The following is a 25,841-nucleotide window of genomic DNA, read 5'->3' on the forward strand; positions in this document are numbered from 1 at the left end:
CCGCGTCGCGCCGTCCTACGAAGAGGGGGAACGATGGCGGAGCCGCAGGTGACGTTGGACGCGACCAGCCTCAGCCCGGTCGAGGAGAAGCTGCGCGAGCCCCTGCAGGAACAGCTGACGTCGGCGCTGCGGGCCGCGACCGAGACGACCAGGCAGGCGTACGCCGGGGAGCCGGTCGACGAGGTCGCGGCGGTCCTGCTGCGGCGTACCAAATCGGGCCTGCACCCCGACATCGCCGACGGGTTCCACCCGGACCCGGCCCAGCTGCGCCAGGTCGCCGAGACGATCGTCGCCGAGGCCCGCCCCCGCGACTAGCCTCAGCCGAGCAGTTTGGTGAGCGCATCCCGGGCCGCCGCCGAGCTGCCGGCCAGCCTCGACAGCAACCCGGCCAGCGCGACCAGCCAGTCGTCCACGCCGACCGTGCTGCGCTTGATGGTCACGCCGCGGACGATCTGGTGTACCTCGGCGTGCACGCCGTGCGTCTCCTGCCTCAGCAGCAGCATCTCGTCGGGCGTCCGGATGGTCAGCGCCACCGGCGTGCCCGGCCGCCCGTTCATCCGGTCGGCCAGCGAGCGTTTGCGCTCCACCTCGACCATCTCGGGCGGCAGCGCGTCGCCGAGGACCGTGGTCAGCACCCGGGTGTACGACTCGACGTCGGCACGGTCGGCGCGCAGGGCGGCGGCGATCAGATGAAGGTCCCCCATGGGACCCAGACCGGCGGTCATCGGTCGGTCAACGGCAGCACGAGCTGCGGTTTGGCGATGACGTGGTCGGCGCGCAGCGGGCGCACGGCCGTGCCGATCGCGAAGAACTCGGTGGTGTGCCCGCCCCAGCGGTGCGAGTTGGAGAGCATCTGCACGCCGACGATGCCCTCGGCGCCGAGCTGTTCCGCCTCCGCCTGCATGCGGCTCATCGCCAGCTCGCGGGCGTCGTACAGGGCCTCGGTGTACTGCGGGATCTCGACGTTCTGCCCGATGTTGCCCATCGCCTGCCAGAACCGCTGGTGTGCGATGTGGTAGACGCAGGTGCCCATGGTCATGCCGAGCGGGGCGTAGCCGGCCTGGATCAGCGTCCAGAAGTCCTGCCCGGACAGGTCGCTGGTGAACGGCTGGTGGTGCCGGTTGCGCCAGGTGCCGCCCGAGTCGGGCGGCGAGTCGGCCTTGACCGCGGTGCCGATCGCGATGAACTCGGCCAGCTCGGAGCCGAACTCCTTGAACTCGATGTCCAGCCGCACCCCGACGATGCCGTCGGCGCCGAGCGCGTCGGCCTCGGCCTCCATCCGGGTCATCGCCAGTTCCCGGGCGTGGTACATCGCCTGGGAGAGCTGGTCGAGCTCGCGGTTCTGGCTCCATCGGCCGAACTGGATGCCGACGTGGTAGATGCTCGAGCCGAGCACCAGGCCGAGCGGCCGGAAACCGGCCTCGCGGACCAGCAGGAACTCGTTGACGCTCAGGTCGGAGGTGAACAGGCTGGTCGACTGCCCGGGCCGCATCTGCGCCAGCCGGCGCATGGCATCGTCGGGTACGCCGGAGACGGCGGGGGTGTTCACGGTCATCGCATGCTCCGCAGCGGCAGGATGGTGAGACTGCTGGTGGTGGACCGGCGCCCGGTCCGGTAGTGAACGATCGCGTTGCCGGTGACGATGCACTCCGCGGCGTGGTCGGTGTGGTTCTCGCCGGCCTCCACCTTCCACATCCTCGACCGGATGCCCGACATCAGTGCGGCGTCCGCGCCGAGGGCGGCCACCCGAGCGGCGAAGTCGTCGCGGGCGGCGGCCCGGACGTGGGTGATCAGCTCGGTGTAACCGGAGACCTCGATGTTGCCGGCGAACGGGCTGAGCGCGGTGTTGGTGCGCCAGTCGTCGTGGCGTACGGCGATGGCCAGCCCGAAGATGATCCCGGCCGGCACCCAGCCCGCGTCGAGCAGCTTGGCGAGGTCCTGCGCGGCGAGGTCGGTGGTGAAGGGCCGCTCGGGACGCTGCCGGCCGCGCGAGCGGACCGCGGTGCCGAGCGCCATGAACTCGTGCTTCTGCCCCTCCATCCGCTCCTCGGTGAGCCGCACCCCGACCACGCCGTCGGCGCCGAGCGCGGCGGCCTCCGCACGCATCCGGCCGAGCGCGGTGTTCCGGCCGTGGCGGATCGCCTTCGCGTACGGCTCGTAGCCGGACCAGCGCGTCGGCCGGGCCACCGCGACCGGCTCGCCGGGCAGCGGGCCGCCGAAGAAGCCGCGGTTCGGGCCGCCCCAGCCCGGCTGCCAGCCGCAGCCGCCCCAGCCGCGCCAGCCGATCTGCATCACCGTCGTGCCGAGCACCTCGCCGACCGCGTCGAAGCCGGCCACCTCGAGCCCGGCCAGCCCGTCCGCCGACAACAGCGACGTGCGGACCCCGTCGGCCGCGGCCCGCTCGACCCGCGCCCGGGCCACGGGAGGCAACCCGCGCCCGTCCCAACCGTCAACCGTCACGTTTCCAGTCATACGCCGGTCGCGCCAGCGGCGGGGTCTCGGCCCGCGGCCGGGCTGACCACAACCTTGCCGAGGGCCCGTCCCGCGCCGACGTACGCCAGCGCCTCGGGCGTCTCTTCCAGGGCGAACGTGCGGTCGATCCGGATCTCGACCTCGCCCGCGAGGCAACGGTCGGCTATCGGACCGAAGCGGTCCGGCCCCGGCCGGACGCCGAGCACGCCGATGCGCCGGCCACTGAGCCGCCCGACCACCCAGCCGAGCGTGAGCACCCGCAGCACGGTCGGAACCGGGCCGCCCACGCACCGATAACGTCCGCCGGGCGCCAGCGCCCGGCGGTAGGCGAAGACCGAGCGGTGCGCCACAAGATCAAGAATCAGGTCGTACGGGCCGTGCCGGGTGAAGTCGTCGGCCCGATAGTCGATCACCTCGTCCACGCCCAGCGACCGCATGTAGTCGAGCTTCGCGGCGTTGTCGACGCCGGTCACGTGCGCGCCCTGGCTCTTGGCCAGCTGGATCGCGAAGGTGCCCGACCCGCCGCCGGCCCCGTTGATCAGCACCCGGCTGCCCGGGCCGGCGCCGGCGACGCCCTGCAGCGCGATCGGGCCCGCCTGCGGGATCGTCGACGCCTCGGCGAAGCTCAGCCCGGCCGGTTTCGGCGCCAGCACCGACTCGGGCGCGAGAGCGTACTCGGCGAAGCCGCCCTTGAGGCCGAGGTTGTCGCCGTACACCTCGTCGCCGGGGCGGAACCGGGTGACGCCGGACCCGACCGCCTCCACCACCCCGGCGATGTCCGAGCCGAGTGTCCGGCGCGCCGGGGTGCGCAGACCACCGATCCGGGCGTACGCCGGAGTCCCGCGCAGGCACTCCCAGTCACTGAGGTTGATCGACGTCGCCGCGACCCGGACCAGGACCTGCCCGGCCGCGGGCGCGGGAATCGGCACGTCCTCGACGCGCAATACGTCCGGCGGGCCGTACCGGTCGTACCCGATCGCTCTCATGTGGACCATCATTCCCGTAACCGGGCCCGGACGGGTAGGCCGTCGGCCACCTGCCGGGCGGTGATCCCGCGGGGCAGCGTCTCCGGCCGGCCGTCGGCGAGCGGCCGGTCCGCGATCTCGGCCCAGATCTCGGCGAACGCCTCGAACAGGGCCGGCGTCAGCCCCGCGGCCGCCTGCGACCGCGCGATCTCCGCCATCTCGGCGACGTAGCGGTGCGCCTTCGTCGCGGCCAGCGCCACCTCGTACGGGGTTCCGAAGCTCTCGCCCAGATCGGCCATCACCGGCTCCAGGACGTCGTACGCCCCGGCGGCCCGGATCGCCTGCGTCAGCAGACCCATCAGCCCCTTGTAGACGGACGCCGTCGACATCTTCACCGCGCTCGCCGCGCCGACCCGGTCCCCGACCACCACCGGCCGGGCGTGCGTCCAGCGCAGAGCCGCGACCTCGGCCGCCCGCGTGCCGGACAGGTAGAGCCGCGCCCCGGGCCGCACCGTGGGCGGTGGCCCCGAGATGGACCCGTCGACGAAGTCGAAGCCGGCCGCGGTGAGCAGCTCGGCGGCCGTCGTCGCGGTCGCCGGGGAGATGGCGTTCAGATCCACCACCAGCGGCCGGCCCGTACCGGTCGTCGCGGCGATCTCCCGGGCGGCGTCGACCGCGGCCCCCGGCGGGGTGACCACCAGCACGACGTCCGCCTCGGCCAGCACGTCGGCCGGCCGGGCGACGATCCGCAGCCCCGCCTCCCGGGCAAGCCCCGCCGTCCGCGCCGACCGCCCCGCCAGCGAGGTGACGACGTCGTGGCCGCCCTCGCGCAGCGCCCAACCGAGCCCCGAACCCATGTGTCCCGCACCGACCAGGCCGACTACCGTCATTCGGGCAATCTACCGGCGTTTTCGAGGTGCGCCCGCGGCGCCGGGCGGCAATCATGCAGGGCGTGGAGATGCGACAGGTACGCGCCCGGTACACCGACCGCACGATCACCGTGTACCAGGCCTACCCGGAGGAGATCGCCCGGGCGGCGGTGGCGGCCGGGCGGTTCGTCGCGCCGTTCAAGCGCGAGCGGATGACCTGGATCAAGCCGTCGTTCCTCTGGATGATGTACCGCTGCGGCTGGGCGACGAAGCCCGGCCAGGAGCGGGTGCTGGCGATCGAGATCCGGCGGGACGGTTTCGAGTGGGCGCTGGCCAACGCCGCGCTCAGCGACTTCGACCGAGACCTCTACCCGGACCGGCCGACCTGGGCGCGCCTGGTCCGGACGAGCCCGGTGCGGGTGCAGTGGGACCCGGAGCGCGGGCTGGACGGCCGGCCGCTGCCGTACCGGTCGCTGCAGGTGGGCTTGGGCGGGGTCGCGGTCGACCACTACGTCGACGAGTGGACCGAGACCATCACCGACATCACCGACCTGGTACGAAAGATCCACGCCGGCCGCGACGCGGCGGCCGGCCTGCTACCGGCGGAGTCGGTCTACCCGCTGCCGTCCGCGGTCGGTGCGGTGGTCGGCGCCTGACGACGCCCATGACATTTGTCCCGGCCGTCGCACGACGAACGGGCCGATGCGGACTGGGCAGCGGGTGCGATGGTGGAGGGGTGACCATGACGGCAGATGTGGTGCGGCTACGGCCGCCGATGTACCGGGTCAGCCCCCGCGCCCTGTGGTACTGGACGGCCAAGGCCGCGGTGCTCTGGGTCGTGCTGCTGATTCCCCAGGTCATCTGGTGGTTCGCCGACAGCGACGGATCGACCCTCCCCCACCTGGTCGTGGGCATGCTGTGGACGGTGCTGGCCGCCGTGCACCTGCTGGTGATGCCGCAGTGGCGCTACCGGGTGCACCGCTGGGAGGCGACCGACACCGCGGTCTACACCCAGACCGGCTGGCTCAGCCAGGAGCGGCGGATCGCGCCGATCTCCCGGGTGCAGACCGTGGACAGCGAGCGCGGCCCGATCGAGCAGCTGTTCCGGCTGGCGAACGTGACCGTGACCACCGCGTCGGCGGCCGGCCCGATCAAGATTGACGGCCTGGCCGCGAGGGACGCCGACCAGCTGGTCGCCGACCTGACCGCCCGGGTCGGCCGGACCACCGGGGACGCCACGTGACCACCACGGTCGAGGGGCCGACGGTCGACGCCAAGGACGGCTGGCGGCGGCTGAGCCCCCGGATGCTGGCCGTGCACCCGGTGCTCGAGTTGCGGCGGCTGATCTTCCCGCTGTTCCTGCTGGTGCTCGGGATTCGCAGCGGCAACGGCGACGGCGGCGAGCGCGGCTGGTGGGCACTGGCGGTCGGCGGCATCACCATCGGCATCGGCTTCCTGCGCTACTTCACCACCTCGTTCCGGATCACCCCGACCCACGTACAGGTGCGCCGGGGCCTGCTCCGCCGCCGGGTGCTGACCGTGCCACGAGACCGGATCCGCACCGTGGACGTCACGTCGAACGTGCTGCACCGGATCTTCGGCCTGGCCCGGGTCACCGTCGGCACCGGACAGACCGACCGGAAGAACGACGGCGTGAAGCTGGACGGCCTGGGCGCCGCGGCCGCCGAGAACCTGCACCGCGAACTGCTGCATCGCCCGGCCGCCGCGGCGGATGCGGAGGTCGTGCCGCCGCCCGGCGCGGCCCCCGCCGAGACCACCCTCGCCGCCCTGGACCCGGCGTGGGTCCGGTTCGGCCCGTTCACGCTGTCCGGCCTGGTCGCGATCGGCGTGCTGTTCGGCCTCGGCTCCCGCCTGGTGAACGAGGGCCACGTCGACCTCACGAAGATCGGCTACGTCCACGACTCGATCGACTACCTGGGCCGGCAGCCCCTGCCGGTGGCGGTTCTGCTGGTGGCGGCCGTGGTGGTCGTGTTCACCGTGATCGCCTCGACCATCGGGTACGTCCTGTCGTTCTGGAACTTCCGGCTGAGCCGGCACGGCAGCGGCACCCTGCACGTCCGGCGCGGCCTGCTCACCACCCGCAACACCACGATCGAGGAGCGGCGGCTGCGCGGCGTGGAGCTGAGCGAACCGCTGCTGCTGCGCTCGGTGCGCGGCGCCCGGGTCCTGGCCATCGCCACCGGCCTGCGGGTCGGCCGCGGCTCCGAACGCGGCGGCTCGATCCTGCTGCCACCGGCGCCCCGCGCCGTCGCGGTGGACGTGGCCGGCACCGTCATCGGCGACGCCGACCCGCTGACCGTGGCCCTGACCCCGCACGGCCCGCGGGCCCGCCGGCGCCGGTTCACCCGAGCCGCCACGGTCAGCACGATCCTGATCCTGATCGTGCTGGGGTTCGTGCTGTTCGCCGGCGCCCCCTGGTCGGCATTCTGGTCGGCGCTGGTGCTGCTGCCGTTCGGCGCGCTGCTGGCGACCGACCGCGCGGCGTCGCTGGGGCACGCCCGCATCGACGGCTGGCTGGTCAGCCGGTTCGGCAGCGTGGTGCGCCGCCGCTACGTGCTGCGCAGCGACGCGGTGATCGGCTGGAACCTGCGGACCTCCCTCTTCCAGCGCCGCGCCGGCCTGACCACCCTGGTAGCCACCACGGCCGGCGGCCGCCAGGGCTACGCGATCCCCGACGTCCCGGACGCCGAGGCGCTCCGGGTCGCCCGGGAAACCGTCCCCGGCCTGCTGGACCAGTTCCTCACCGACTGGCCCGCGTCTAGCCTGCGGGCATAACGCGACCCGAGATCTACGACGATTCGCCGCACAGCCACGTCGCCCTGGACGACGCGATCGAGCAGGGCGCCCTCTTCTGCGCCATGCTGGCATCCAGGACACCCGACACAAAATGAGAGCACTGCTCTTGACAGTGTGCAGGCGTTCGGGGTTCACTGAACTCAAGAGAGAGCACTGCTCTCGCAACTTGAGGAGAGACCCATGCGCTACCTGGCCCCGAACCGCACCGCCCACCTCTTCAACGCGCTCACCAAGTGGCTCACCGCCCGCGGCATCAGCCTGCTCGGCAGCCGCGTCCTCGCCGTCCGCGGCCGCAAGAGCGGCGAGGTGCGCACCACGGTGGTCAACCTGTTCACGTACCAGGGAAGTCAGTACCTGCTCGCGCCTCGCGGCCACACTCAATGGGTGCGCAACCTGCGCGCGGTCGGCGAGGGTGAGCTCCGCCTGGGCCGGCGCAGCGAGCGCTTCACCCCGGTCGAGATCGCCGACGCCGACAAGTCCCCGCTGATCCGCCTCTACCTGCGCAAATGGGCTTGGGAGACGGGCGCGTTCTTCGACGGGCTGAAGGCCGACTCGCCGGATGCCGACATCGAGGCGGCGGCGCCGGGCTTCCCGGTCTTCCGCATCGTCCCGATCGGCTGAGGTCAGGGGGCGCCCATCGGGTAGCCGGCCGCCGACATCCGCTCGGCGAGCAGCCGCAACCCGCTGCGCAGCCGCGACTTGGCGGTACCCTCCGGCACCCCGAGCTCCACCGCCACCTGCCGATAGGACAACCCGTAGTAGTAGGCGAGCGCGATGACGTCGCGGTACAGCACCGGCAGATCGCGTACGCATTCTCGTACGGCCTTCGCCTGCGCGGCGCTCACCACGTCGTCCTCGACCGTGGGCTCGATCGGCGCCTGCCCGGCCAGCCGGTTCCAATGTTCGCGTTGCGCCGACTGCCGGCGCAACAGGTCGATCGCCCGGCGCCGGGCGATCATGCATAGCCAGGTGCGCAGCGAGCCGGTCGACGGATCGAAGCGCTCGGGATGCCGCCACAACTCGACGAAGGCCTCCTGCACGGCGTCCTCGGCCCAGGACGGATCGCCGGTGATGCGGGCCGCCAGCGCGTACGCCGAGGGCGCGTGCAGGTCGTACACCTCGGTCAGCGCGCTCTCCTCGGCGGCGACGAGCTGGGCGCGGAGCCGCACGTCCTCGGCACGGGACCGCACGTCACTCACATCCCAGCGTGGCGGCGACGGCGAGCAGGTCGAGCGCCGCGGACCGATCGCCACGCACCACCGCGACCGAGGGCGTCACCGGCACCCGCCCGGCCATCAGCCGCCCGAACCGTTCGGCCGGCATCCGCACCTCGGCCAGCCACGCGCCGTTGCTCGCGCCGGTGTCGGACGCCGTTGCCCGGGTGCCCATGCCCACCACGTGCTCGGCGCCACCCGGACCGGTCAGGTCGAGCAGCACCTTGCCGGGCCGGGCCCGCCCGGCGGCATCGATCGCGGCGGGCAGCATGGCCAGTCCGAACCCGAGAATGCGGGACAGGTGATCGGACGCGGGCGGAATCGGCGGCAGCGCGACGGCGATCCGGATGTCGTCCCGATGGATCCAGGTCTCGAAGGCGCGCTGGGTCAGCGCGTCGCGCAGCGGGCGGCGGACGGGCACCTTGCCGGCCAGCCGTACCGGACGGTCGAGCAGCGCGTCGCCGCCCTGGCCGACCGTGCGCAGCAGCAGGTCGGACTGCTGCCGCCAGCGCTCCCCCGGCGGTCCCGGCACGCCCAGATCGGCGAGCACGTTGCCGTCGTTCCCGGTCAGGTGCCGGACGAGGTCGCGGACCGAGCGGCCGTCCACGGTGGGCGCCGACCACTGCGCGGGCGACAGGGAGTCGAGCAGCACGCCCAGATCGGCGACCTCCGCGACGTACGCGGAGGAAACGGAACCGGACGACGGCGGCCGCGCCCCGACGGCGGCCGTCAGGACCCGGGACCGCAGGCCGCTCGGCGGGGTGGCGACGTGCGAGGTGGCGAGCCAGCCGGCCGCGGCCCGCGCCAGCTCGACGTGCGCGGCGCACTGTGGGCAGGCGTCCACATGCGCGCCGACCGCCGGTGCCGCACCGAACGTCTCGCCGAACGCGAACGACTCCAGCAGGTCGTCCGGGTGATCCATCGCGCGGCCCCCCTCCAGCGCCGTCCGTCGATGCACCCTACGCGGTTGGAGAGGGGCTTCGCGTTCAGATTCCGGACAGAGGCCGTCTAAAAGAGACGGCGGATGCCGTCGAGCATCAGGCCCAGGCCGAACTCGAAGCGCCGGGCCGGATCGGCGGTGACGGTGGCGGCCAGCTCACCGATCAGCTCGTCCTCGCCGGCCGGACCCGCCGCCGGCTTCGGCCGGGTGGACTGCTCCTCGATCACGTGACCGACGATGAACTGGGTCAACGCCATCACCGTCCAGGCGGCCCGGTCCGGCGGCAGGCCGGCCTCGATCAGGATGAGCATGCCGGTGCGGCCGGCGAGCACCGTGTTCGGCTCGGCCACCGAGGTGCTCGAGAACAGCCGGGCGCCGTCGCGCAGGCCGAGCAGGGCGCGGCGCAGCCGATGCGCGAGCGTGATCAGCCGCTGGTCCCAGGGGCCGGCCGGCGGCGGGTCGCCCACGCCGGCCATCAGGTCGTCGGCGAGCGCCTCGAGCACCGCCGGCCGGTCCGCGAAGTACCACTGGAGGTCGCCGGCCGGCACTTTGAGCGCGGCGGCGAGCTTGCGCGGGGCGAACTCGTCGAGCCCTTCGGCGTCGATCAGCTCGCGGGCGGCACGCAGAATGTCGGCGCGACGAAGCTGCACGCGTCCTCTTTCTCGGATCGGGACAAAAGGACGCGCCGATCCTCCCACACGAAGATGGCCGATCCGCCGTCCTCGGGCGGGGGGATTTGACCCGGTCGAGAGGGCGTGCGAGCTTGATCAAATGACGACGTTCGCGGAGGCGACCGCGGTTCGACCCGCCGAGGGCGGTTTCCTCGCCGACCTCGACCCGCGGTGGGCCGTCGGCGACAAGCTGCACGGCGGATATCTGCTGGCGGTGCTCGGGCGTGCGGTCTCGGCCGTCGGCGGCGGGCACGCGTATCCGGTCGCGGTCACGGCTTCGTTCCTGCGGCCGCCCGCCGCGGGTCCGGCCACGGTGTCGGTGACCCTGCTGCGCGAAGGGCGTACCACGGCGCAGTATCGGGCGAGCCTGGTGCAGGACCGGCAGGTCTGTGTCGAAGCGCTGGTCACCCAGGGCGCGCTGGACGACGCCGCGCCGTGGTGGACCGCGGCGGAGGCGCCCGAGATGCCGGGCGAGGACGACTGCGTGCTGCTGCCGGCGGATTCGCCGGGGTCGCCGTTCCGCGTGCACATCCTCGATGTGGTGGAGCATCGGCTGGATCCGTCGTCGCTGGGGTTCGCGATGGGGCAGCCCTCGCCGGCCGGGCGCACCGCGGCCTGGCTGCGGCTGGCCGACGGGTCGGAGTGGGATCCGCTCAGCCTGCTGGTCGCGCTCGACCCGGCGCCGCCCATCTCGCTGGTGCTGGGGGTCAAGGGGTGGGCGCCGACCGTTTCCCTCACGGCCTATCTGCGGAGACTGCCCGCGCCCGGGCCGCTGCGGGTGACCATGCAGGCGGCGGAGATCACCTCGGGACGGATGGACGAGACCGCAATGGCCTGGGACGCCAAGGGCAACCTGGTCGCGCAGGCGACGCAGCTGGCCGCGATCCGCCACTGACGGCCCATACCCGAGGGCTGGACAGGGGCCGTACCATCGCTCGGTGCGAAATCGACCGGTCCTTGCCGCTGCGGCGGTCGGCCTGCTCGGCCTCGGTGCGCTCGCCGGGTGTCACTCCGCCGGCCACGACGACCCGGCGGCCGCCGGGCCCCACTGGTCCGATCCGGCCGGCTCACCGGAGGCCTCCGCGACGCCGCCGGCCGGGTCGTCCGCGTCGGCCGGCGTGACACCGACGCCGACACCGTCCAAGTCGGTGGCGCCCAAGACGCTCGCCAAGCCGGGCAACCCGGCCGGGCATGCCGCGATCCCGGCCGCCGCGCGGGCCGCGGACAGCAGCCATCCCACCCGTACGATCGGCAACGGCACTGCCGCGAGCTGCACCTCCTCGGCGGTGGTGAAGGCCGTCGCCGCGGGCGGCGTCATCGCCTTCAACTGCGGGCCGGTGCCGGTCACGATCACGATGACGGCGACGGCCAAGGTGCACAACAGCACCAAACCGGTCGTCCTCGACGGCGGCGGACGGGTCACGCTCAGCGGCGGCGGCAAGCGGCGGATCATCTACCTGAACGCGTGCGACGCGAGCCTCGGGCCGCGCACCTCGCACTGCCAGGACCAGGACTATCCCCGGCTGACCATCCAGAACGTGGCCTTCACCCGGGGCAACAGCATCGGGCAGCCGAACGACGACGAGTACCCGGGCGGGGGCGGCGCGATCTTCGCGCGCGGCGGGCACATCAAGGTGGTCAACTCGCGGTTCACCGACAACCGGTGCGACAGCACGGGCCCGGACCTGGGCGGCGCGGCGATGCGCGTGCTGGAGCAGGGCGGCGACGACCCGGTCTACATCGTGGGCAGCACGTTCACCGGCGGGTCGTGCGCGAACGGCTCGGCGCTCAGCAGCATCGGGGTCTCCTGGACCGTGCTGAACAGCGTCTTCTCCGGCAACACCGCGATCGGCCGGGGCGCCAACCCGGCCCGGGCCGGCACCCCGGGCGGCGGCAGCGGCGGAGCCATCTACCTGGACGGCAACGACTTCAAGCTGGTCCTCGACGGCACCCTGATGGAGAGGAACCACGCCAACGAGGGCGGCGGCGCGATCTTCTTCGTCAGCAACGACCGCACCGGCACGCTGACCATCCGCAACTCGACGCTGCGCAGGAACCCGAGCGACGGCTTCGAGACCTTCCGGGGCGTCTTCTACCTGGGGAAGGGCAACCCGTCGATCTCCGGTTCCAAAGTGAGCTGAGGCTCCGAGCCCTGGCAGTGCCGCCACCGCCAGCGGCGGTCGACCAGCTCGACCACGCCGGAGACGCGGTAGGGGAACTCGTCGCGTGCGCCGGCGTCCGTCCGGACCAGGCCGTCGGCCTCGGCGAGGAGGTACGCGTGTGCGCCGTACCGATGCACGGTCGCACCGGCCACCGTCCACGCGTACGCCTCGTCCCGCAGGAAGACCTTGCCGAGCAGCGCGGTCAGCGCGTCCCGGCCGGTCGCCGTCTCGTCCCGCTCGGAGCCGGCGTAGCCGATGTCGTCGCCGGGGACGAAGCAGGCCAGCGCCGCCCCGAGGTCGCGGGCGGCGAAGGCGTCGCTCAGGTCCCGTACGGCATCCAGGGGTTCGGTCATGCGGCCAGCGCCTCTTGAGTGTCGGAGATGGTGTTACGGGCGGCGGGCGGCGAGGCCGACAACCGCTCCGGCCCGCGCATCCCGGGCAGGAACAGGAATCCGATGGTGACCGCCGCGCCGAGCAGGCCGGCCCCGAGCAGCGTCTGCCGCGCCCCGAGCCAGGCCGCGACCGGCGAGGCCAGCGCGTACGACAGCGGCAGCAGGGCGGTCGAGACGAACCAGTCCACGCTGGACACCCGGCCGAGCATGTCGCCCGGCACGAACCGCTGCTTGGTCGTCGCCCAGGCCACGGTGCCGGCCGCTTCCAGGCCGTTGACCACCACGCACGCCGCGGCCAGCTGCCACGTCGCGGTGGCCGCGCCGTACCCGGCCACGGCCAGCGTCGCGATCGCCCACGTCACGTACATGTAGGTGATGAAGCGGCGGGGAATGCCGATCCAGCCGACCGCGAGCGCCGCGGCGATCGCGCCCAGGCCGCCGGAGGTGAGCACCAGGCTGAGCGCGGTGGCGCTGCCGCCGAGCTCGGTCTTCACCACGTACGGCAGCAGCACCTCGGTAGGGCCGACGAACAGCAGGTACGTGAACGTGGCGGAGAGGAACGTGCCCCACAGCCAGATGTGCTTGCGCACGTACCCCAGCCCGGCCCGCATTTCCTGAAAGAGCGACTCGTCCGAGTTATCCGCAAGCGGCGGGGCGGCCGCCCGGCGCATGGTCAGCAGGCAGACGACCGAGACCACGAAGGTGAGCGCGTCCGCGGCGAAGGCCCACCCCGCCCCGGCCAGGCCGACCACCAGGCCGCCGAGCATCGGCCCGAAGATCTGCAGGCCGGCCGGGCGGACGAACTGGTCGAGCGAGTTCGCCGCGACCAGGTCGTCCGCCGGCACGATCTGCGGCACCAGCGCGTCGAACGCCGGGCCGAAGAACCCGGCCGCCGCCCCGTACACCGCGATCAGCCCGAGCAGCGCCCACAACGAGGTCAGCACCCCGCCGATGGCGAGCGCCGCGACGCCGGCCATGACCGCGCCCCGCGCCAGGTCGGAGACGAGCATGACCCGGCGCGGGTCGAAACGGTCGCTGATCACGCCGCCGAACAGCAGCGTCACCACCTGCGGCAGGGAGAGCGCGACGCCCACGGCGGACATCGCGCTCGGCAGCCCGAACCGGTCGTACACGAACCAGGCGAGGGCGACGAGGAGCATCCCGTCGCCGATCAGTGAAGCGCTCATGCCGGTCCACAGCAGCCGGAACTGCCGATGGCGCAGCGGTGCGAGCGGACCGGCGGCGCGCATCAGCGGCGAAGCTTCCCGGCCTCGGCGAGCTCGGTGATGACCGCGTTGAGCTCGTCGAGCTCGTCGTCGGCGTTGGCCGCCGTGATCTGCGCCCGGAAGCCGACCTGGTCGCGCGGCACCAGCGGGTACGCCGCCAGCGTCACGTAGATCCCGCGCTCCCACAGCAGCTTGCCGACCGCGTCGATGTCCTCGCCGGCGGCTAGCGGCAGCTCGATCACCGGCGTGTCACCGGTGTTCGGGGTGAAGACGCCGAGCCCACGCACGTGGTCGAGCACCTTCATGGTCTTGCGGTGCAGGTCGGCGCGGATCGCGTCGCCGCGCTTCTCGTTCACGTCGAAGCCGGCCAGCACGGTGGCCAGCGACGCGGTCGGGGCCGGGCCGGAGTACAGGTACGGCGGCGCGGCGACCTTGAGGTGGTTCTTCAGCCAGGTCGGCAAGGCCAGGAAGGCCAGCAGCGACGAGTACGCCTTGGAGAAGCCGCCGACCAGCACGACGTTGTCGTAGGTCTCGCCGCAGTACTTGACGATCGCGTTGCCCTTGATGCCGTACGGCGAGGTCTCGTTGGCCGCCCGCTCGCCGATCACGCCGAAGCCGTGCGCGTCGTCGACGTAGAGCAGCGCACCGTACTCGCGGGCGACCGCGGCGAACGCGGCCAGGTCGGGAGCGTTGCCGGTCATGCTGTTGACGCCGTCCATCGCGACCAGCTTGGGTACGCCGCCGGGGGCCGCGCGCAGCAGCTCGCGCAGGTGCTCGTGGTCGTTGGCGCGGAACCGCTGCACGGTGGCGCCGAGGCCGCGGGCGTACATGCTGCCGTCGTAGATGGTCTTGTGGGCCTGCGAGTCGAGGAAGACGTACCCCTTGCCGGCCAGGATCGGCATCACCGACATGTGTATGTGCGTGACGGTCGGCATCACCAGCGTGTCGGGCGCGTCGAGCAGCGCGGTCAGGCGCTCCTCGATCTGCGGGTACAGCGCCGGGTTGCCGAGCAGCCGCGACCAGCTCGGGTGCGTGCCCCAGCGGCGCACCTCGGGCTCGATGGCCGCCATGATCTCGGGCTCCAGGTCGAAGCCGAGGTAGTTGCAGGAGGCGAAATCGGCCAGCCAGTGGTCGCCCACCCGGATCCGCCGCCCCTTGATCTCCTCGATCGTGGCGTCGTACATCGGGTTGCCGCTGCGCAGGCGCTCGAGATCGGCCCAGCGACCTTCACGCTGGACGTACTCGAGGCCGGTGAGGGGGGCAAGGGACATGTGCTTCCTTTCAACAATCAGGACATGGTGGTGGCGACCAGCCGATGACCAATCTCGTCGGCGGTCACCGGCTTGGAGAACAGGAAGCCCTGGCCGTACGGGCAACCCATCTCGACGAGCGCCTGGCGGTGCCCGTCAAGCTCGACGCCCTCGGCGACGACCAGCAGGTCGAGCGTCCGGGCGAGACTCACGATGGTTTCCACGAGCGCCATCTGCTGCTTGGAGTGCAGGATGTCGTCGATGAACGACTTGTCGATCTTGAGAACGTCGACCGGCATCTGGCTCAGGTAGCTCAGCGACGAGTAGCCGGTGCCGAAGTCGTCGATCGCGATCCGCACGCCCATCCGGCGCAGCTCCCGCAGATCGGCCCAGACCTGCTCGGCGTCGTGCAGCACCAGGCTCTCGGTGATCTCCAACAGCAGCCAGCCCGGGCGGGCGCCGGTCTCGGCGAGCACCTCGCGCACCTGGTCGACGAACCCGGACGTACGGAACTGCCGGGCCGACACGTTCACGCTCAGGTAGCGCAGCGACGTGCCCTCGGCCGTCGCCCGCCACCCGGCGAAGGTGCGCAGCGCCTGGCGCAGCACCCAGCCGCCGATCGCGACCACCGAGCCGTTCTCCTCGGAGAGCTCGATGAACTCGTTCGGGCCGAGCAGGCCGCGCGCCGGGTGCTGCCAGCGCACCAGCGCCTCCAGGCCAACGACCGCGCCGGTGGACAGGTCGACGATCGGCTGGTAGCGCAGCCGCATCTGGCCGTCGGCCACCGCCTCGTTCAGCGCCGAGCGCATCTCCAGCCGGCGGATCATCTCCTGGTGCAGCTCGTCGCGGTACAGCCGCCAGGTGCGCTTGCCGTCGGTCTTGGCCATGTACATCGCCACGTCGGCGCGGCGCAGCAGCTCGCTGATGCCGGCCGCGTCGCCGCTGGTCGCGACGCCCACGCTGGCCGCGCCGCTGACCAGGTGCAGACCGCCGGTGCCGTCGCTGACCTCGATCGGGGTGGCGAGCGCGGCCAGGACGCCCTCGGCGACCCGCTCGACGTCGGCCGGATCGGTGACGTGCTCGATGAGCACCGCGAACTCGTCACCGCCGGTGCGCGCCGCCATGTTCAGCGGCCCGGCCGCCGCGGCGATCCGCCGGCCCACCGCGATCAGCAACTGGTCGCCGGCGCCGTGCCCGAGCGTGTCGTTGACCTCCTTGAAGTCGTCGAGGTCGACGAAGAGGACACCGATGTGGCTGCGGGCGGCCTCGGCGCTCAGGGCGGCCTGCTCGAGCCGGTTCTGGAACCGCAGCCGGTTGGCGAGCCCGGTGAGCGAGTCGTGGTACGCCTGGTGGGCGAGGTCGCTCTCCAGCCGGCGCCGCTCGGTGACGTCCCGGATGGTGACCACCCGGCCGCCGACGGCCGGGTCGTTGCGCAGGTCCCGGCAGGTGCACTCGACCTGCAGCAGCAGGTCCTCGCCGGAGATCGCGGTGAGGTCGATACCGTCCCGCGAGCCGTGCTGCTCCAGCAGCGACCGCAGCTCGGCGTGGTCGGCGCGGACGAACAGCTGGAACAGCGAGGTGCCGACCATGTCGGTGTGGCCGAAGACGGGCAGCGCGGACGGGCTCGCGTACCGGATAAGCTCGTCGTCCCCGATGATGAGGATCACGTCGGACGCGCTCTGGATCAGCGCCCGGAAGTAGTCCTCGCTGCTGCGCCGGTTGATCTCCTCGGTGAGCGTGATCCGCTCCACGGCCATCCGGCCCTGCGCCATCAACGCCTCGAACGATGTCTGCAAGGTGGTCAGCACGTAGTCGTCGGCGGCCAGGTAGGCGTGCGTACGGTGGGGCCGGCCGCCGCTCACGGACGCGGACACGGCCTCGCCGAACAGCGCGGACTCGAACGGTCCCAGCTGGACCGCGATCTCCCCGGGCAGGTCGGCCACGGCCACCCAGCCGGCCTGCAGCACCTCGGTCGGCTCGCCGTCCGCCGCGTCGCCCCGGAAGTACAGGAACTGGTACTCCTCGCCCTCGGGCACGATCGCCGCGATGGCCTGGCTGACCGCCGCGCTTGCCTGCTCCTCGCTGTTGGCGACGACCAGGTCGGCCGCCGACATGCGCAGGGTCCGCTCCCGGGCGGCGTTGTCCCGCTGCGCCTGGACCAGTCCGGCGATCCGGGCCATGACCAGCAGGAAGATCATCCCGGACGCCGTGGCGATCATGATGGCGTCCTGGACCTCGCCGGTCAGGTCCTCGACGATCAGCACGCCCGGCGCGATCAGCGCGGCGACCACCATGACCGCGATCCGGCGGCCCCCGGCCACCGGCTCGGCGGCCGTGTCGCCCCCCGCGGTGAGCCGGCGCATCGACGGGTGCAGCGCGGCCAGCGCCAGCGCGGTGTAGAAGAAGATCCATCCGGAGTCGGTGGGACCGCCGACCGTCCAGGTGCCGTCGAGCTGGCGCAGGCCGTAGATGACGTCCGTGGCGAGCAAACTGGTCACGCCCGCGGCCAGCATCATCAACGCGACCGGCTTGCGGCCCGTCGCGGTGAGCAGGCGCAGCAACATGGCGAGCGCGAGCACATCACCGAGCGGGTACGCCGAGGACGTCGCCTTCTCCAGCACACCCATGTGGTCGTCGCGCACGTACGGCGAGATCAGAAAGACCCAGGAGAGCAGGCCGAGGCCCGCGGTCGGCACCAGCGCGTCGAGCAGCGCGGCCCGGCTTTCGGCGCCGGCCCGGGCTCGGGTGAACAGCAGCAGCGCCGCCGCGAGCAGCGGATAGAACAGCAGGTAGAACACGTCGGCGAGGGACGGGAACGGTGTCACCTGGCCGAGGAAGTCGGTCAGCACGTTGTAGGTGGTGTCGCCGAGCGTGAAGCAGACCAGCACCGCCGCGAGCAGGTACCACGGCAGCCGCTTCGACGGCCGGTGCCGCCGCACGCCGACGATCACGGCGGCCGCCGCCGACAGCCCGATCGCCGCCCAGACGTACATGCCGATCTCGGGGGCCGAGAAGAACAGGATTGTCAGGAAGGCGATCCAGAGGGCGAAGCACGACTGCATGCGCGTGGTCGACATCCGTGCTCCGTTCTGCTCTGCCAGGCCGACGAGGTGCAGGCCTATGCATCGGCATCGCGTCGCAGCCGGTTTACGGGCCGAGCCCGAATTCGGCCGAACGGACGAGGCACGGGTCGACTCCGGCCCGCAACTGCCTCAGCTCATGCGGCCGATGGCGTGGCGGAACCGCGCCAGATCCCGGCGGCGCGACTCGAGCGTGGCGGCGAGCAGCACCAGCAGCAGACCGCCGGCCGCGAGCGGGATCCAGCGCGGGATCAGGTCCCAGGCCAGCACCAGCTCGTGCAGCGCGACCAGCGCGAGCGTCGTGCCTCCCGCGATCACCGGGGCGCGCAGCCGCGCCTTCGCCCCGGCCAGCAGAATCGCGAGCGCGGCAAGCCCGAGCAGCAGCCGGCGCAGATGCTGCCCGTCGTTGGTGAGCACCGACACGAGGCTCGGCACCAACCCGATGATCAGCGCCGGGCCGTAGGTGGTCCAGCTGGACGAGTGGTCGCGCTTGGTGAGAAGGGCGGCGGCAAGTGCCAGGCCGCTTGCGATCATCGAGTACGACTCCAGCACCGTCCCGGCGGGCCTAGTGAGGGCCGCGTCCAGCCCCACGGCTACCGCTACGGCCATCCCCAGGCCCCGGGCGACGGGTGTTCCTCCGGCCGCACCCACCACCGCGCCGGCCACCAGGAGCAGGCCGAGCACGACGGTCGTCCCGACCCCCGGCGCCAAACCCGGCAGGACACTCAGCAACGTCAGCCCCAGCGGAACGATGGCCACCCGCCTGGCAACGGAGGCCGCCTCGGCGAAAGCGCCGGGCCGTCCGCCCAGGACCGAACCGACCAACCGGGCGAGACCCGCAACGGCCGGGGCCGCGGGGCTGACGGTGGCGGCCGCTCCCGCAGGAGCGCCGGGCCACGGGGCTGGCGTGCCCGCAGGAGCACCGGGCCACGGGGCTGGCGTGCTCGCAGGAGCGTCGGGTGCGGCGGCGGGCGGCGTGTCGGCGAGGGCGATCAGCAGCAGGGCGAGGGCGGCGGCCGCCGCGACGAACAGGGCCTGGGTGGCCGGGGTGCGGCCGAGGGCGACCGTGCCGGTCCAGGCGATCGCCGGCAGGGCGACCAGGGTGGTGCACAGGCCCACGCCGGCCAGCGCCGGGTGCTGGGCGCGGACGGCGAGCGCCGCGCCGAGCAGGGCGAGCGCGATCAGGGTGCCGGCGGCCACGCCCGGACGGCCGAAGGCCGCGATCAGGGCGTGGCCGGCCAGCAGGACGGCGGTGACCAGTTGGGTGACGAAGGCGACCGCGGTGGACGAGGTGGCGGCCCGGGTGCCGAGGGCGGCCGCCGTGGATGAGCCGGCGGCGCGGGCGCCGAGGGCGACCGCCCTGGGCGAGGTGGCGGCCCGGGTGCCCAGGGCGACCGCCGAGGCCGCGGCCGACGGGGTGGCGGGCGAGGCGGCCGCGGGCAGGGCGGCCACCCGGGCGGCCGGGGCGTGCAGGACCGGAGCGGCCCGGCGGGCGGCCAGGATCAGCACGCCCAGGACGACGACCATGTCGATGATCGGGCCGTTCCACCAGGGCAGGTGCAGGCCGGCCGGGAGGGCCAGGGCGACCGCGGCCGCGCCGGCGACCAGCGACGCCGGGCGCAGGCGGGGCGGAACCGTGCCGAACAGGGCGGCGGTGACCACCGTCAGCACGACCGGCAGGTGCCAGCCCGCGTACGGCACGGCCGCGAGCCAGGCCGCGTGGAAGAACGGCTGGGCCGCGCCGAGCGTACGGAATCCGGAAATCGCGGCCGGGACCGCGGCAAGCAGCGTGGCCAGGATCGCGCACGCGTAGGCCGCCGGGGCGACCCGGGCGCGCCGAACGGCCAGGTCCACCGCGGCGATCGCGCCGAAGGTCAGCGACCAGCCGGCCAGGCCCGGGTTCGACGGGAGGACGAGGAGCGGCAGGGCCGGCTGGAAGATCAGCAGGGCCTGCCAGCGCGGGCCGCGCAGTCCGGTCATCAGGGCGTACCCGGCGGCGATCGCGGCGGTCAGGAGACAGACGACGCCGGCGTAGCGGACCGCGGAGCCGCCGGCCACCCCGAACAGGTCGACCGACCAGGCGGCGTACCCGCAAAGCAGGGTGAGAAGAACACCCACCGCGGCCAACGTCTCGGCGGTGGCCGTCAGGCCACGACGCAGCGCGAGCGGCGGCACCGCGAGCGCGACGACGGTGGCCACGCCGAGCAGGACGGCGCGGCCGGTGACCCCGAACTGAGACCAGGCCACGGCCGCGAAGACGATCGCGGCCACGCCCAGGAGCAGGCCGCCGAGCGTGAAGAGCAAATTCTGGACGGCGCGGGACGAGGTCTCCGGCTGCGGCTGCGGGCCCAGGGCGGCCCGCACCCGGGCGGCGGCGTGGCGCCGTTGCCACGCCAGGCCGATCCGGTTCTCGAGGTCGGTCACCGCGGTCCGGGCGGTGGCGAGCTCGGCGATGAGGGTGGTGATCTCGGCATCGGTGCGGATCACCTCGGCCGCGTCCGGGTCGGGGCCGCGGCCGCAGGAGGGGCACCCGGTCTCGAGAGTCGCCGGGGAACCGCAGTGCGGGCAGGGGTACGTCGTCACGGAAGAAATCCTGGTGATCGGCGAACGGCCGCGACAGAGCACGGATACTCAGTCGTCGGCCGGCCAGGACGACCAGCGCTCGACGGTGATTTCCAGGAACGGCCCGGGCGGCGGCGTCTCCCGGTACTGCGGGTAGCGCTCGGCCAGCGCCGCGAGCCCGTCCGGCGACGTGTCGAGGATGCGGGCCACCCCGTCGGCTCGCACCCACCACAACCGGGACCAGTCGTCCTCGTAATGGTCGGCCAGCACGCTCACCCGCGGGTTCGCGGCGATGTTGGCGAGCCGCTTGAGGCGCCGGGTGCGCTTGGGCTTCGCGTCGACCGCCGTATGGATCACGTCGCCGACCAGCGCGAACACGATCGGGACGAGGTGCGGCACGCCGTCCGGGCCGGCCGTCGCGAGACGGGCGACCCGGCAACCGGCGAACCGCTCGGCCGGGGTCACCGGCCGGTCAGGTCGGCGATCGCCCGTTCCCACTTCTCCAGCGCGGGCTCGACCACGCTCCACGGCCCGGACGGCAACCAGCACGACGCGCGGTGCACGCCGGCCGACTCCAGCTGCTCGAACGCCTTCGGGTCGGGCGGGACGCTGAGCATCTGGACGTCGAGGTGCCGGTCGGCGCGGGCACGCAGGGCCGGGATCCGGGTCAGCACGTCGGGATCGTGCCACTGCGGGAACCAGCCGTCGCCGTACTCGAGCACCCGCTGCTCGGCGGTCGGGCCGCCGCCACCGACCAGGATCGGCGGCCAGGGCTGCTGGGCCGGCTTGGGCCAGGACCAGATCCGGTCGAAGTTCACGTACTTGCCGTGGAAGGTCGCCTCGTCGTGGGTCCAGATCTCGCGCATGGCCCGGACCCGCTCGCCGAGCAGCGCCAGCCGGGTACGCGGGTCGGTGCCGTGGTTGCGCATCTCCTCCCGGTTCCACCCCGAGCCGATGCCGAACTCGAACCGGCCCCCGCTGAGGTGGTCGACGCTCGCCACCTCCTTGGCCGTGATGATCGGGTCGCGTTCGACGACGAGGCAGACGCCGCTGCCGATGCGCAGCCGGGTGGTCGCCTCGGCCGCCGCGGTCAGCGCCACGAACAGGTCGTACGTGTGCCAGTACTTCCGTGGCAGATCGCGCCCGCCGCCCCAGGGCGTCTCCCGGGCGGCCGGAATGTGGGTGTGCTCAGCGAAGTACAGCGCCGTCTGACCGCGCTCCTCGACCCGGCGAGCGATCTCGCCCGGCCGCATCCCGTCATGCGTGGGGAAATATCCGACACCGAATTCCATATGCCCGATCCTATTTCGTCCCTCGCTCGCCCACCGGCCTCGCCGAGACATCGACGGCCATGCGGGTACGGGAAAGGCTCAGGATTGGCGGAGACCTGCCGATGATCACCGTGCTGCGTCCCCGGGTCAGAACCCGGGCGCCCCTCAGGTACACCCTGATCCAACCCTGCCCCAGTCGTTCCGCACGCACGTACGCCTGGCCGATCCGGATATGTCCGGTCGGACCTATTCGTGCGCCCTGCCCGCCAGGTTGAATTCCCGGCCGGACCAGATCTTGGGGGCAATGTGCGGGTACGGACTTGGCGGCCGCGGGCTGCGGCGGCGGCGGTTCTATGCGTCCTCTTCGGCAGCGCGTACGCGCTGCATGAGGAGAACGCGGAAATTTCTTCCGCCGACCCGCACGCCTCGCACGTCATGCCCTCGGCGGTGCCGGTCGCGGTGACCCAGGCCGCACCCCTGCCGACCAAGGGCTGGACCGCCACCGCCGACAGTTACCCCACGACGGCCGGCAGGGTGATCGACGGCAACGCCGGCACCATCTGGCGTACCGCGCCCACCAAGCTGCCGCACATGATCATCATCGACACCCACAACCGGATCGCGCTCAGCGGGCTCACCTACCTGCCGGCCACCGACTCGGCCAGCGGGCGGATCGGCCGGTACGAGATCACGATCAGCGACAACGGCACGACCTGGAGCACGCCGATCGCCACCGGCACGTGGGCCGACGACAAGACGCTCAAGACCGTCACCTTCGGCACCCGGATCACCCGGCTCGTCCGGCTGCGGGCGCTCACCGAGGCCGGCAACCGCAACACCAGCTCGTCGGCCTCCGAGATCAGCCTGCTCGGCGGGACCGACCCGGCACTTGCCCGGACGGGGTGGACCGCGTCGGCGGACAGCCAGGAGACCGCCGCCGAGAACGGTCGCGCGCAGAACGTGCTCGACGGCAACACCCGCTCGTACTGGCACACGCAATACACCGGCGCCTCGCCGGCCCTGCCGCACCGGCTGACCATCGACATGAAGAAGCGCTACCTGGTCTCCGGCCTCGCCTACCTGCCGCGCCCCGCGACCTCGGCCAACGGGCGGATCGGCCGGTTCACGATCGAGACCAGCACGAACGGCGTCGACTGGGGCAACCCGGTCTCGTCCGGGGCGTTCGCGGACAGCGCGGTCGTGCAGTCGCGGACGTTCACGCCGCGGATCGCCCGGTTCGTGCGGCTGACCGCGCTCAGCGAGGCCGGCGACCGCGGCCCATGGAGCAGCGCCGCCGAGATCACCGTGCTGGGCCGGACCGACCCGTCGCTGGCGCGCACCGGCTGGGTCGCGACCGCCGACAGCCAGGAGACCGCGGCCGCGAACGACCGGGCGCAGAACGTGCTCGACGGCAACGCGTCGACGATCTGGCACACCCGCTACGCCGGCACCGCGCCGAAGCTGCCGCACTGGGTGACGATCGACATGCGCAAGGCCCAGGGGATCGGCGGCCTCACCTACCTGCCCCGGCCGGCCGGCTCGGCGAACGGCCGGATCGGGCGCTACCAGATCTACACCTCGGTGGACGGGACCACCTGGACGGCCCGGATCACCGAGGGCGGCTTCCCGGACAACAGCGCGCTCCAGACGGTCGTCTTCCCGGCGGTGACCGCTCGCTACGTACGCGTGCGAGCCCTGTCCGAGGCCGGCGGCCGAGGCCCGTGGAGCAGCGCCGCCGAGATCAACATCCTCGGCCCGAGCGGCTCGGTGGCCCCCGGCAGCGGCAGCTTCAGCGCGCCGGTCGGCTTCCCGCTGGTGCCGGTGGCCGCGGCGCAGCTGCCCAACGGCAAGATCCTGACCTGGTCGGCGTTCCAGCCGGACTCCTTCACCGGCGGGTACGGCCAGACGGTCACCGCCACCTACGACCCGAAGACCGGCGTGGTCACCCAGCGGACCATCACCGCCACCGGGCACGACATGTTCTGCCCCGGCATCTCGACGCTGCCGGACGGCCGGATCCTGGTGACCGGCGGCAACGACAGCGACAAGACCAGCATCTACGACCCGGCCACCGATGCGTGGACCGCGGGGCCGGCGATGACGACGCCGCGCGGCTACCAGGCCAGCGCGACGCTCTCCGACGGCCGGGTGTTCACGATCGGCGGCTCGTGGAGCGGCGGGCACGGCGGGCAGAACGGCACCCCGCACAAGAACGGCGAGGTGTGGTCCTCGGACGGCGGCTGGACCGCGCTGCCCGGCACGGATGTGGTGCCGATGCTGACCGGCGACGCCGACCCGAACGGCGACTACCGCAAGGACAACCACGCGTGGCTGTTCGCCTGGTCCGGCGGCTCGGTGCTGCAGGCCGGCCCGTCGCGCGCGATGAACTGGTACGGCACGTCCGGCGACGGCTCGACCACGCCGGCCGGCACCCGCGGCGACGCGCCCGACCAGATGAACGGCAACGCGGTCATGTACGACACCGGCAAGATCCTCGCGCTGGGCGGCTCCCCCGACTACCAGAACAGTACGGCGACGACGAACGCGTACGTGCTGACCATCAACGGTGTGAACAACGGGGTGACCACGAGGAAGGTCGGCTCGATGGCGAACGCTCGCTCGTTCGCGAACAGCGTGGTGCTGCCGGACGGCAAGGTGGCGGTCTTCGGCGGCCAGGGCTACGCGGTGCCGTTCTCCGACAACGCGTCGGTCTACGCGGCCGAGCTGTGGGACCCGGCGACCGGGAAGTTCACCACGATGGCCACGGCCTCGGTGCCCCGCAACTACCACAGTGTCGCCCTGCTGATGCCGGACGGCCGCGTCTTCACCGGCGGCGGCGGCCTGTGCGGCACCGGCTGCGACACCAACCACTTCGACGGCCAGACGTTCACCCCGCCGTACCTGCTGAACGCGAACAGCACGGCCGCCACCCGCCCGGTCATCACGTCGGCCCCATCGACGGCCCTCAACGGCTCCAAGATCACGGTCAAGACCGACAGCGCGGTCACGAAGTTCGCGATCGTCCGGATGGGCACGGCGACCCACACCGTCGACACCGACCAGCGCCGCCTCTCCCTGCCCCCCACCACGATCACCGGCGGCTACGAACTCACCATCCCGGCCGACGCCGGGGTCGCCCTGCCCGGCTACTGGATGCTGTTCGCCCTCAACGCCAAGGGCGTCCCGAGCGTCGCCAAGGTAATCAAGATCGGCTGAGCCGCCGGCCGTCCGGTTGGCTCCGGTCGTCCGGTTCGCTCTACTCGCTTGTGAAGGTCTTGTGTGGTGGGGTCGCGCGCCAGCGACCCCACCACCTAGCGTGTCGATCATGAAAGCGATCCGAGTCTGGCTGCTGATCTTCGTGATCGGCCTGACGCTCAGCGGCGCAACGGCATTCCCCCTGGTCACCGAGGTCCGCACACTGTCCTCGGCGCTGCACCACGTCCCCGCTCCGGACGCCCTCCTGGCCTGGATCGACCGGGTGCTAGAAGGCCTGACCGTGACCGGAAAAACCTACCCCTTCATCGCGTACGGGACAGACTGGCTAGCCTTCGCCCACCTGGTGATCGCCATCGCCTTCTGGGGCCCTTGGCGCGACCCGACCCGCAACATCTGGGTCATCGAGTGGGCCATGATCTGCTGCGCCGCCATCATCCCGCTAGCCCTGATCGCCGGCCCGATCCGCGGCATCCCCTTCTGGTGGCAACTCATAGACATGTCCTTCGGCGTCTTCGGCATAGTCCCCCTGCTCGTGGTCTGGCGCCTCATCAAACGTCTCCCCCAGCCCGAGCCAACCCTCACCCGGACACCGACCGCCCCCGCCCACTGACCCGCCAGGCCGCCACCACCACCAAGCCCACCCCCAGACCACCCGGGCTACCGCCACCACCCGCGGACCCCCGGCGACCACCAAGCCCACCGCAGACCCGGGACCGCCGCACTACCCGCAGACC

24 protein-coding genes are annotated in these 25,841 nt (G+C 72.5%); 9 read left to right on the plus strand and 15 right to left on the minus strand.

All coding sequences use genetic code 11. The annotated features are described in order from the left end of the window. The first annotated feature begins 33 nt into the window (after window positions 1–33). Window positions 34–315 carry a hypothetical protein gene (locus ODJ79_RS29720; RefSeq protein WP_263026915.1) on the plus strand — a complete coding sequence of 94 codons (282 nt, stop codon included), beginning with the start codon at window positions 34–36 and terminating at the stop codon, window positions 313–315. Window positions 316–317: 2 nt separating this feature from the next. Here the strand turns inward: ODJ79_RS29720 and ODJ79_RS29725 are convergent, their stop codons facing one another. From ODJ79_RS29725 to ODJ79_RS29745, 5 genes are read right to left on the minus strand one after another with little or no spacing between them, the layout of a single operon-like run. Further along, window positions 318–704, minus strand: a complete 387-nt coding sequence (locus tag ODJ79_RS29725) for a hypothetical protein (RefSeq protein WP_263026916.1) — start codon at window positions 702–704, stop codon at window positions 318–320. A gap of 17 nt (window positions 705–721) precedes the next feature. Next, window positions 722–1,555, minus strand: a complete 834-nt coding sequence (locus ODJ79_RS29730) for a heavy metal-binding domain-containing protein (protein WP_263026917.1) — start codon at window positions 1,553–1,555, stop codon at window positions 722–724. Then, on the minus strand, window positions 1,552–2,460 hold the full coding sequence (locus ODJ79_RS29735) for a heavy metal-binding domain-containing protein (protein ID WP_263026918.1): 909 nt from the start codon (window positions 2,458–2,460) through the stop codon (window positions 1,552–1,554). The genes ODJ79_RS29730 and ODJ79_RS29735 overlap by 4 nt, the downstream gene beginning before the upstream one ends. 8 nt (window positions 2,461–2,468) lie before the next feature. Continuing rightward, the gene (locus tag ODJ79_RS29740; protein WP_263026919.1) at window positions 2,469–3,458 is read right to left on the minus strand and encodes an NAD(P)-dependent alcohol dehydrogenase; all 990 of its coding nucleotides are present in this window, start codon (window positions 3,456–3,458) and stop codon (window positions 2,469–2,471) included. 8 nt (window positions 3,459–3,466) lie between these two features. Further along, on the minus strand, window positions 3,467–4,327 hold the full coding sequence (locus ODJ79_RS29745) for an NAD(P)-dependent oxidoreductase (protein WP_263026920.1): 861 nt from the start codon (window positions 4,325–4,327) through the stop codon (window positions 3,467–3,469). Between the two features lie 53 nt (window positions 4,328–4,380). Here ODJ79_RS29745 and ODJ79_RS29750 point away from each other — a divergent pair, with 53 nt between their 5' ends. The 4 genes from ODJ79_RS29750 (at window position 4,381) to ODJ79_RS29765 (ending at window position 7,744) form a co-directional block, all read left to right on the plus strand. Next, entirely contained in the window at window positions 4,381–4,962 is a 582-nt protein-coding gene (locus tag ODJ79_RS29750) for a DUF4291 domain-containing protein (protein ID WP_411267381.1), read from the plus strand. An 86-nt stretch (window positions 4,963–5,048) separates the two neighbouring features. Next, window positions 5,049–5,549 carry a PH domain-containing protein gene (locus ODJ79_RS29755; RefSeq protein ID WP_263026939.1) on the plus strand — a complete coding sequence of 167 codons (501 nt, stop codon included), beginning with the start codon at window positions 5,049–5,051 and terminating at the stop codon, window positions 5,547–5,549. After that, the gene (locus ODJ79_RS29760; protein ID WP_263026921.1) at window positions 5,546–7,102 is read left to right on the plus strand and encodes a PH domain-containing protein; all 1,557 of its coding nucleotides are present in this window, start codon (window positions 5,546–5,548) and stop codon (window positions 7,100–7,102) included. The genes ODJ79_RS29755 and ODJ79_RS29760 overlap by 4 nt, the downstream gene beginning before the upstream one ends. Window positions 7,103–7,303: 201 nt before the next feature. Continuing rightward, window positions 7,304–7,744, plus strand: coding sequence for a nitroreductase family deazaflavin-dependent oxidoreductase (locus ODJ79_RS29765; RefSeq protein ID WP_263026922.1), 441 nt, complete (start codon window positions 7,304–7,306; stop codon window positions 7,742–7,744). A gap of 2 nt (window positions 7,745–7,746) precedes the next feature. On the opposite strand, the gene ODJ79_RS29770 is transcribed toward ODJ79_RS29765, so the two are convergent. The 3 genes from ODJ79_RS29770 to ODJ79_RS29780 all read right to left on the minus strand — a co-directional run bounded on the left by ODJ79_RS29770 (window position 7,747) and on the right by ODJ79_RS29780 (window position 9,927). Beyond that, the gene (locus ODJ79_RS29770; RefSeq protein WP_263026923.1) at window positions 7,747–8,313 is read right to left on the minus strand and encodes an RNA polymerase sigma factor; all 567 of its coding nucleotides are present in this window, start codon (window positions 8,311–8,313) and stop codon (window positions 7,747–7,749) included. Window position 8,314: 1 nt separating this feature from the next. After that, window positions 8,315–9,259 carry a maleylpyruvate isomerase family mycothiol-dependent enzyme gene (locus ODJ79_RS29775; protein ID WP_263026924.1) on the minus strand — a complete coding sequence of 315 codons (945 nt, stop codon included), beginning with the start codon at window positions 9,257–9,259 and terminating at the stop codon, window positions 8,315–8,317. 86 nt (window positions 9,260–9,345) lie between these two features. Beyond that, on the minus strand, window positions 9,346–9,927 hold the full coding sequence (locus tag ODJ79_RS29780) for a TetR/AcrR family transcriptional regulator (RefSeq protein WP_263026925.1): 582 nt from the start codon (window positions 9,925–9,927) through the stop codon (window positions 9,346–9,348). A gap of 121 nt (window positions 9,928–10,048) precedes the next feature. Between ODJ79_RS29780 and ODJ79_RS29785 the strand changes: the two genes are divergently transcribed. Both ODJ79_RS29785 and ODJ79_RS29790 read left to right on the plus strand, forming a co-directional pair. Continuing rightward, on the plus strand, window positions 10,049–10,843 hold the full coding sequence (locus ODJ79_RS29785) for a thioesterase family protein (protein WP_263026926.1): 795 nt from the start codon (window positions 10,049–10,051) through the stop codon (window positions 10,841–10,843). Between the two features lie 43 nt (window positions 10,844–10,886). Further along, on the plus strand, window positions 10,887–12,089 hold the full coding sequence (locus ODJ79_RS29790; RefSeq protein ID WP_263026927.1) for a hypothetical protein: 1,203 nt from the start codon (window positions 10,887–10,889) through the stop codon (window positions 12,087–12,089). On the opposite strand, the gene ODJ79_RS29795 is transcribed toward ODJ79_RS29790, so the two are convergent. The 7 genes from ODJ79_RS29795 to ODJ79_RS29825 form a co-directional block, all read right to left on the minus strand. After that, window positions 12,041–12,463, minus strand: a complete 423-nt coding sequence (locus ODJ79_RS29795) for a nuclear transport factor 2 family protein (RefSeq protein ID WP_263026928.1) — start codon at window positions 12,461–12,463, stop codon at window positions 12,041–12,043. The two genes, ODJ79_RS29790 and ODJ79_RS29795, sit on opposite strands and share 49 nt — an antisense overlap. Next, window positions 12,460–13,752 carry an MFS transporter gene (locus ODJ79_RS29800; RefSeq protein WP_263026929.1) on the minus strand — a complete coding sequence of 431 codons (1,293 nt, stop codon included), beginning with the start codon at window positions 13,750–13,752 and terminating at the stop codon, window positions 12,460–12,462. The genes ODJ79_RS29795 and ODJ79_RS29800 overlap by 4 nt, the downstream gene beginning before the upstream one ends. After that, window positions 13,752–14,999 carry an aminotransferase class I/II-fold pyridoxal phosphate-dependent enzyme gene (locus tag ODJ79_RS29805; RefSeq protein WP_263026930.1) on the minus strand — a complete coding sequence of 416 codons (1,248 nt, stop codon included), beginning with the start codon at window positions 14,997–14,999 and terminating at the stop codon, window positions 13,752–13,754. Before ODJ79_RS29805 ends, ODJ79_RS29800 begins: the two co-directional genes overlap by 1 nt. A gap of 17 nt (window positions 15,000–15,016) precedes the next feature. Beyond that, on the minus strand, window positions 15,017–18,055 hold the full coding sequence (locus ODJ79_RS29810; RefSeq protein ID WP_263026931.1) for a putative bifunctional diguanylate cyclase/phosphodiesterase: 3,039 nt from the start codon (window positions 18,053–18,055) through the stop codon (window positions 15,017–15,019). Window positions 18,056–18,190: 135 nt separating this feature from the next. After that, a complete protein-coding gene (locus ODJ79_RS29815; RefSeq protein ID WP_263026932.1) occupies window positions 18,191–20,641 on the minus strand; it encodes an SCO7613 C-terminal domain-containing membrane protein in 2,451 nt (816 codons plus the stop codon). Window positions 20,642–20,689: 48 nt separating this feature from the next. After that, complete coding sequence (locus tag ODJ79_RS29820; protein WP_263026933.1) at window positions 20,690–21,085, minus strand: TIGR03668 family PPOX class F420-dependent oxidoreductase; 396 nt, start codon at window positions 21,083–21,085, stop codon at window positions 20,690–20,692. Beyond that, window positions 21,082–21,912 carry an LLM class F420-dependent oxidoreductase gene (locus tag ODJ79_RS29825; RefSeq protein WP_263026934.1) on the minus strand — a complete coding sequence of 277 codons (831 nt, stop codon included), beginning with the start codon at window positions 21,910–21,912 and terminating at the stop codon, window positions 21,082–21,084. The genes ODJ79_RS29820 and ODJ79_RS29825 overlap by 4 nt, the downstream gene beginning before the upstream one ends. A 285-nt stretch (window positions 21,913–22,197) precedes the next feature. Between ODJ79_RS29825 and ODJ79_RS29830 the strand changes: the two genes are divergently transcribed. Further along, a complete protein-coding gene (locus ODJ79_RS29830) occupies window positions 22,198–25,107 on the plus strand; it encodes a discoidin domain-containing protein (protein WP_263026935.1) in 2,910 nt (969 codons plus the stop codon). A 109-nt stretch (window positions 25,108–25,216) separates the two neighbouring features. After that, a complete protein-coding gene (locus tag ODJ79_RS29835; protein WP_263026936.1) occupies window positions 25,217–25,717 on the plus strand; it encodes a hypothetical protein in 501 nt (166 codons plus the stop codon). Window positions 25,718–25,841 lie beyond the last annotated feature (124 nt).

The organism is Actinoplanes sp. KI2 (assembly GCF_025630775.1).
Classification (GTDB): Bacteria; Actinomycetota; Actinomycetes; order Mycobacteriales; family Micromonosporaceae; genus Actinoplanes.

Bases quoted from the DNA above. Each gene is read 5' to 3' on its own strand.
- ODJ79_RS29720 (WP_263026915.1), top strand. From the start codon at position 34: ATGGCGGAGCCGCAGGTGACGTTGGACGCGACCAGCCTCAGCCCGGTC.
- ODJ79_RS29745 (WP_263026920.1), bottom strand. From the start codon at position 4,327: ATGACGGTAGTCGGCCTGGTCGGTGCGGGACACATGGGTTCGGGGCTC.
- ODJ79_RS29725 (WP_263026916.1), bottom strand. From the start codon at position 704: ATGGGGGACCTTCATCTGATCGCCGCCGCCCTGCGCGCCGACCGTGCC.
- ODJ79_RS29800 (WP_263026929.1), bottom strand. From the start codon at position 13,752: ATGCGCGCCGCCGGTCCGCTCGCACCGCTGCGCCATCGGCAGTTCCGG.
- ODJ79_RS29825 (WP_263026934.1), bottom strand. From the start codon at position 21,912: ATGGAATTCGGTGTCGGATATTTCCCCACGCATGACGGGATGCGGCCG.
- ODJ79_RS29835 (WP_263026936.1), top strand. From the start codon at position 25,217: ATGAAAGCGATCCGAGTCTGGCTGCTGATCTTCGTGATCGGCCTGACG.
- ODJ79_RS29730 (WP_263026917.1), bottom strand. From the start codon at position 1,555: ATGACCGTGAACACCCCCGCCGTCTCCGGCGTACCCGACGATGCCATG.
- ODJ79_RS29785 (WP_263026926.1), top strand. From the start codon at position 10,049: ATGACGACGTTCGCGGAGGCGACCGCGGTTCGACCCGCCGAGGGCGGT.
- ODJ79_RS29750 (WP_411267381.1), top strand. From the start codon at position 4,381: ATGCAGGGCGTGGAGATGCGACAGGTACGCGCCCGGTACACCGACCGC.
- ODJ79_RS29775 (WP_263026924.1), bottom strand. From the start codon at position 9,259: ATGGATCACCCGGACGACCTGCTGGAGTCGTTCGCGTTCGGCGAGACG.
- ODJ79_RS29795 (WP_263026928.1), bottom strand. From the start codon at position 12,463: ATGACCGAACCCCTGGATGCCGTACGGGACCTGAGCGACGCCTTCGCC.
- ODJ79_RS29765 (WP_263026922.1), top strand. From the start codon at position 7,304: ATGCGCTACCTGGCCCCGAACCGCACCGCCCACCTCTTCAACGCGCTC.
- ODJ79_RS29740 (WP_263026919.1), bottom strand. From the start codon at position 3,458: ATGAGAGCGATCGGGTACGACCGGTACGGCCCGCCGGACGTATTGCGC.
- ODJ79_RS29755 (WP_263026939.1), top strand. From the start codon at position 5,049: ATGACGGCAGATGTGGTGCGGCTACGGCCGCCGATGTACCGGGTCAGC.
- ODJ79_RS29805 (WP_263026930.1), bottom strand. From the start codon at position 14,999: ATGTCCCTTGCCCCCCTCACCGGCCTCGAGTACGTCCAGCGTGAAGGT.
- ODJ79_RS29810 (WP_263026931.1), bottom strand. From the start codon at position 18,055: ATGTCGACCACGCGCATGCAGTCGTGCTTCGCCCTCTGGATCGCCTTC.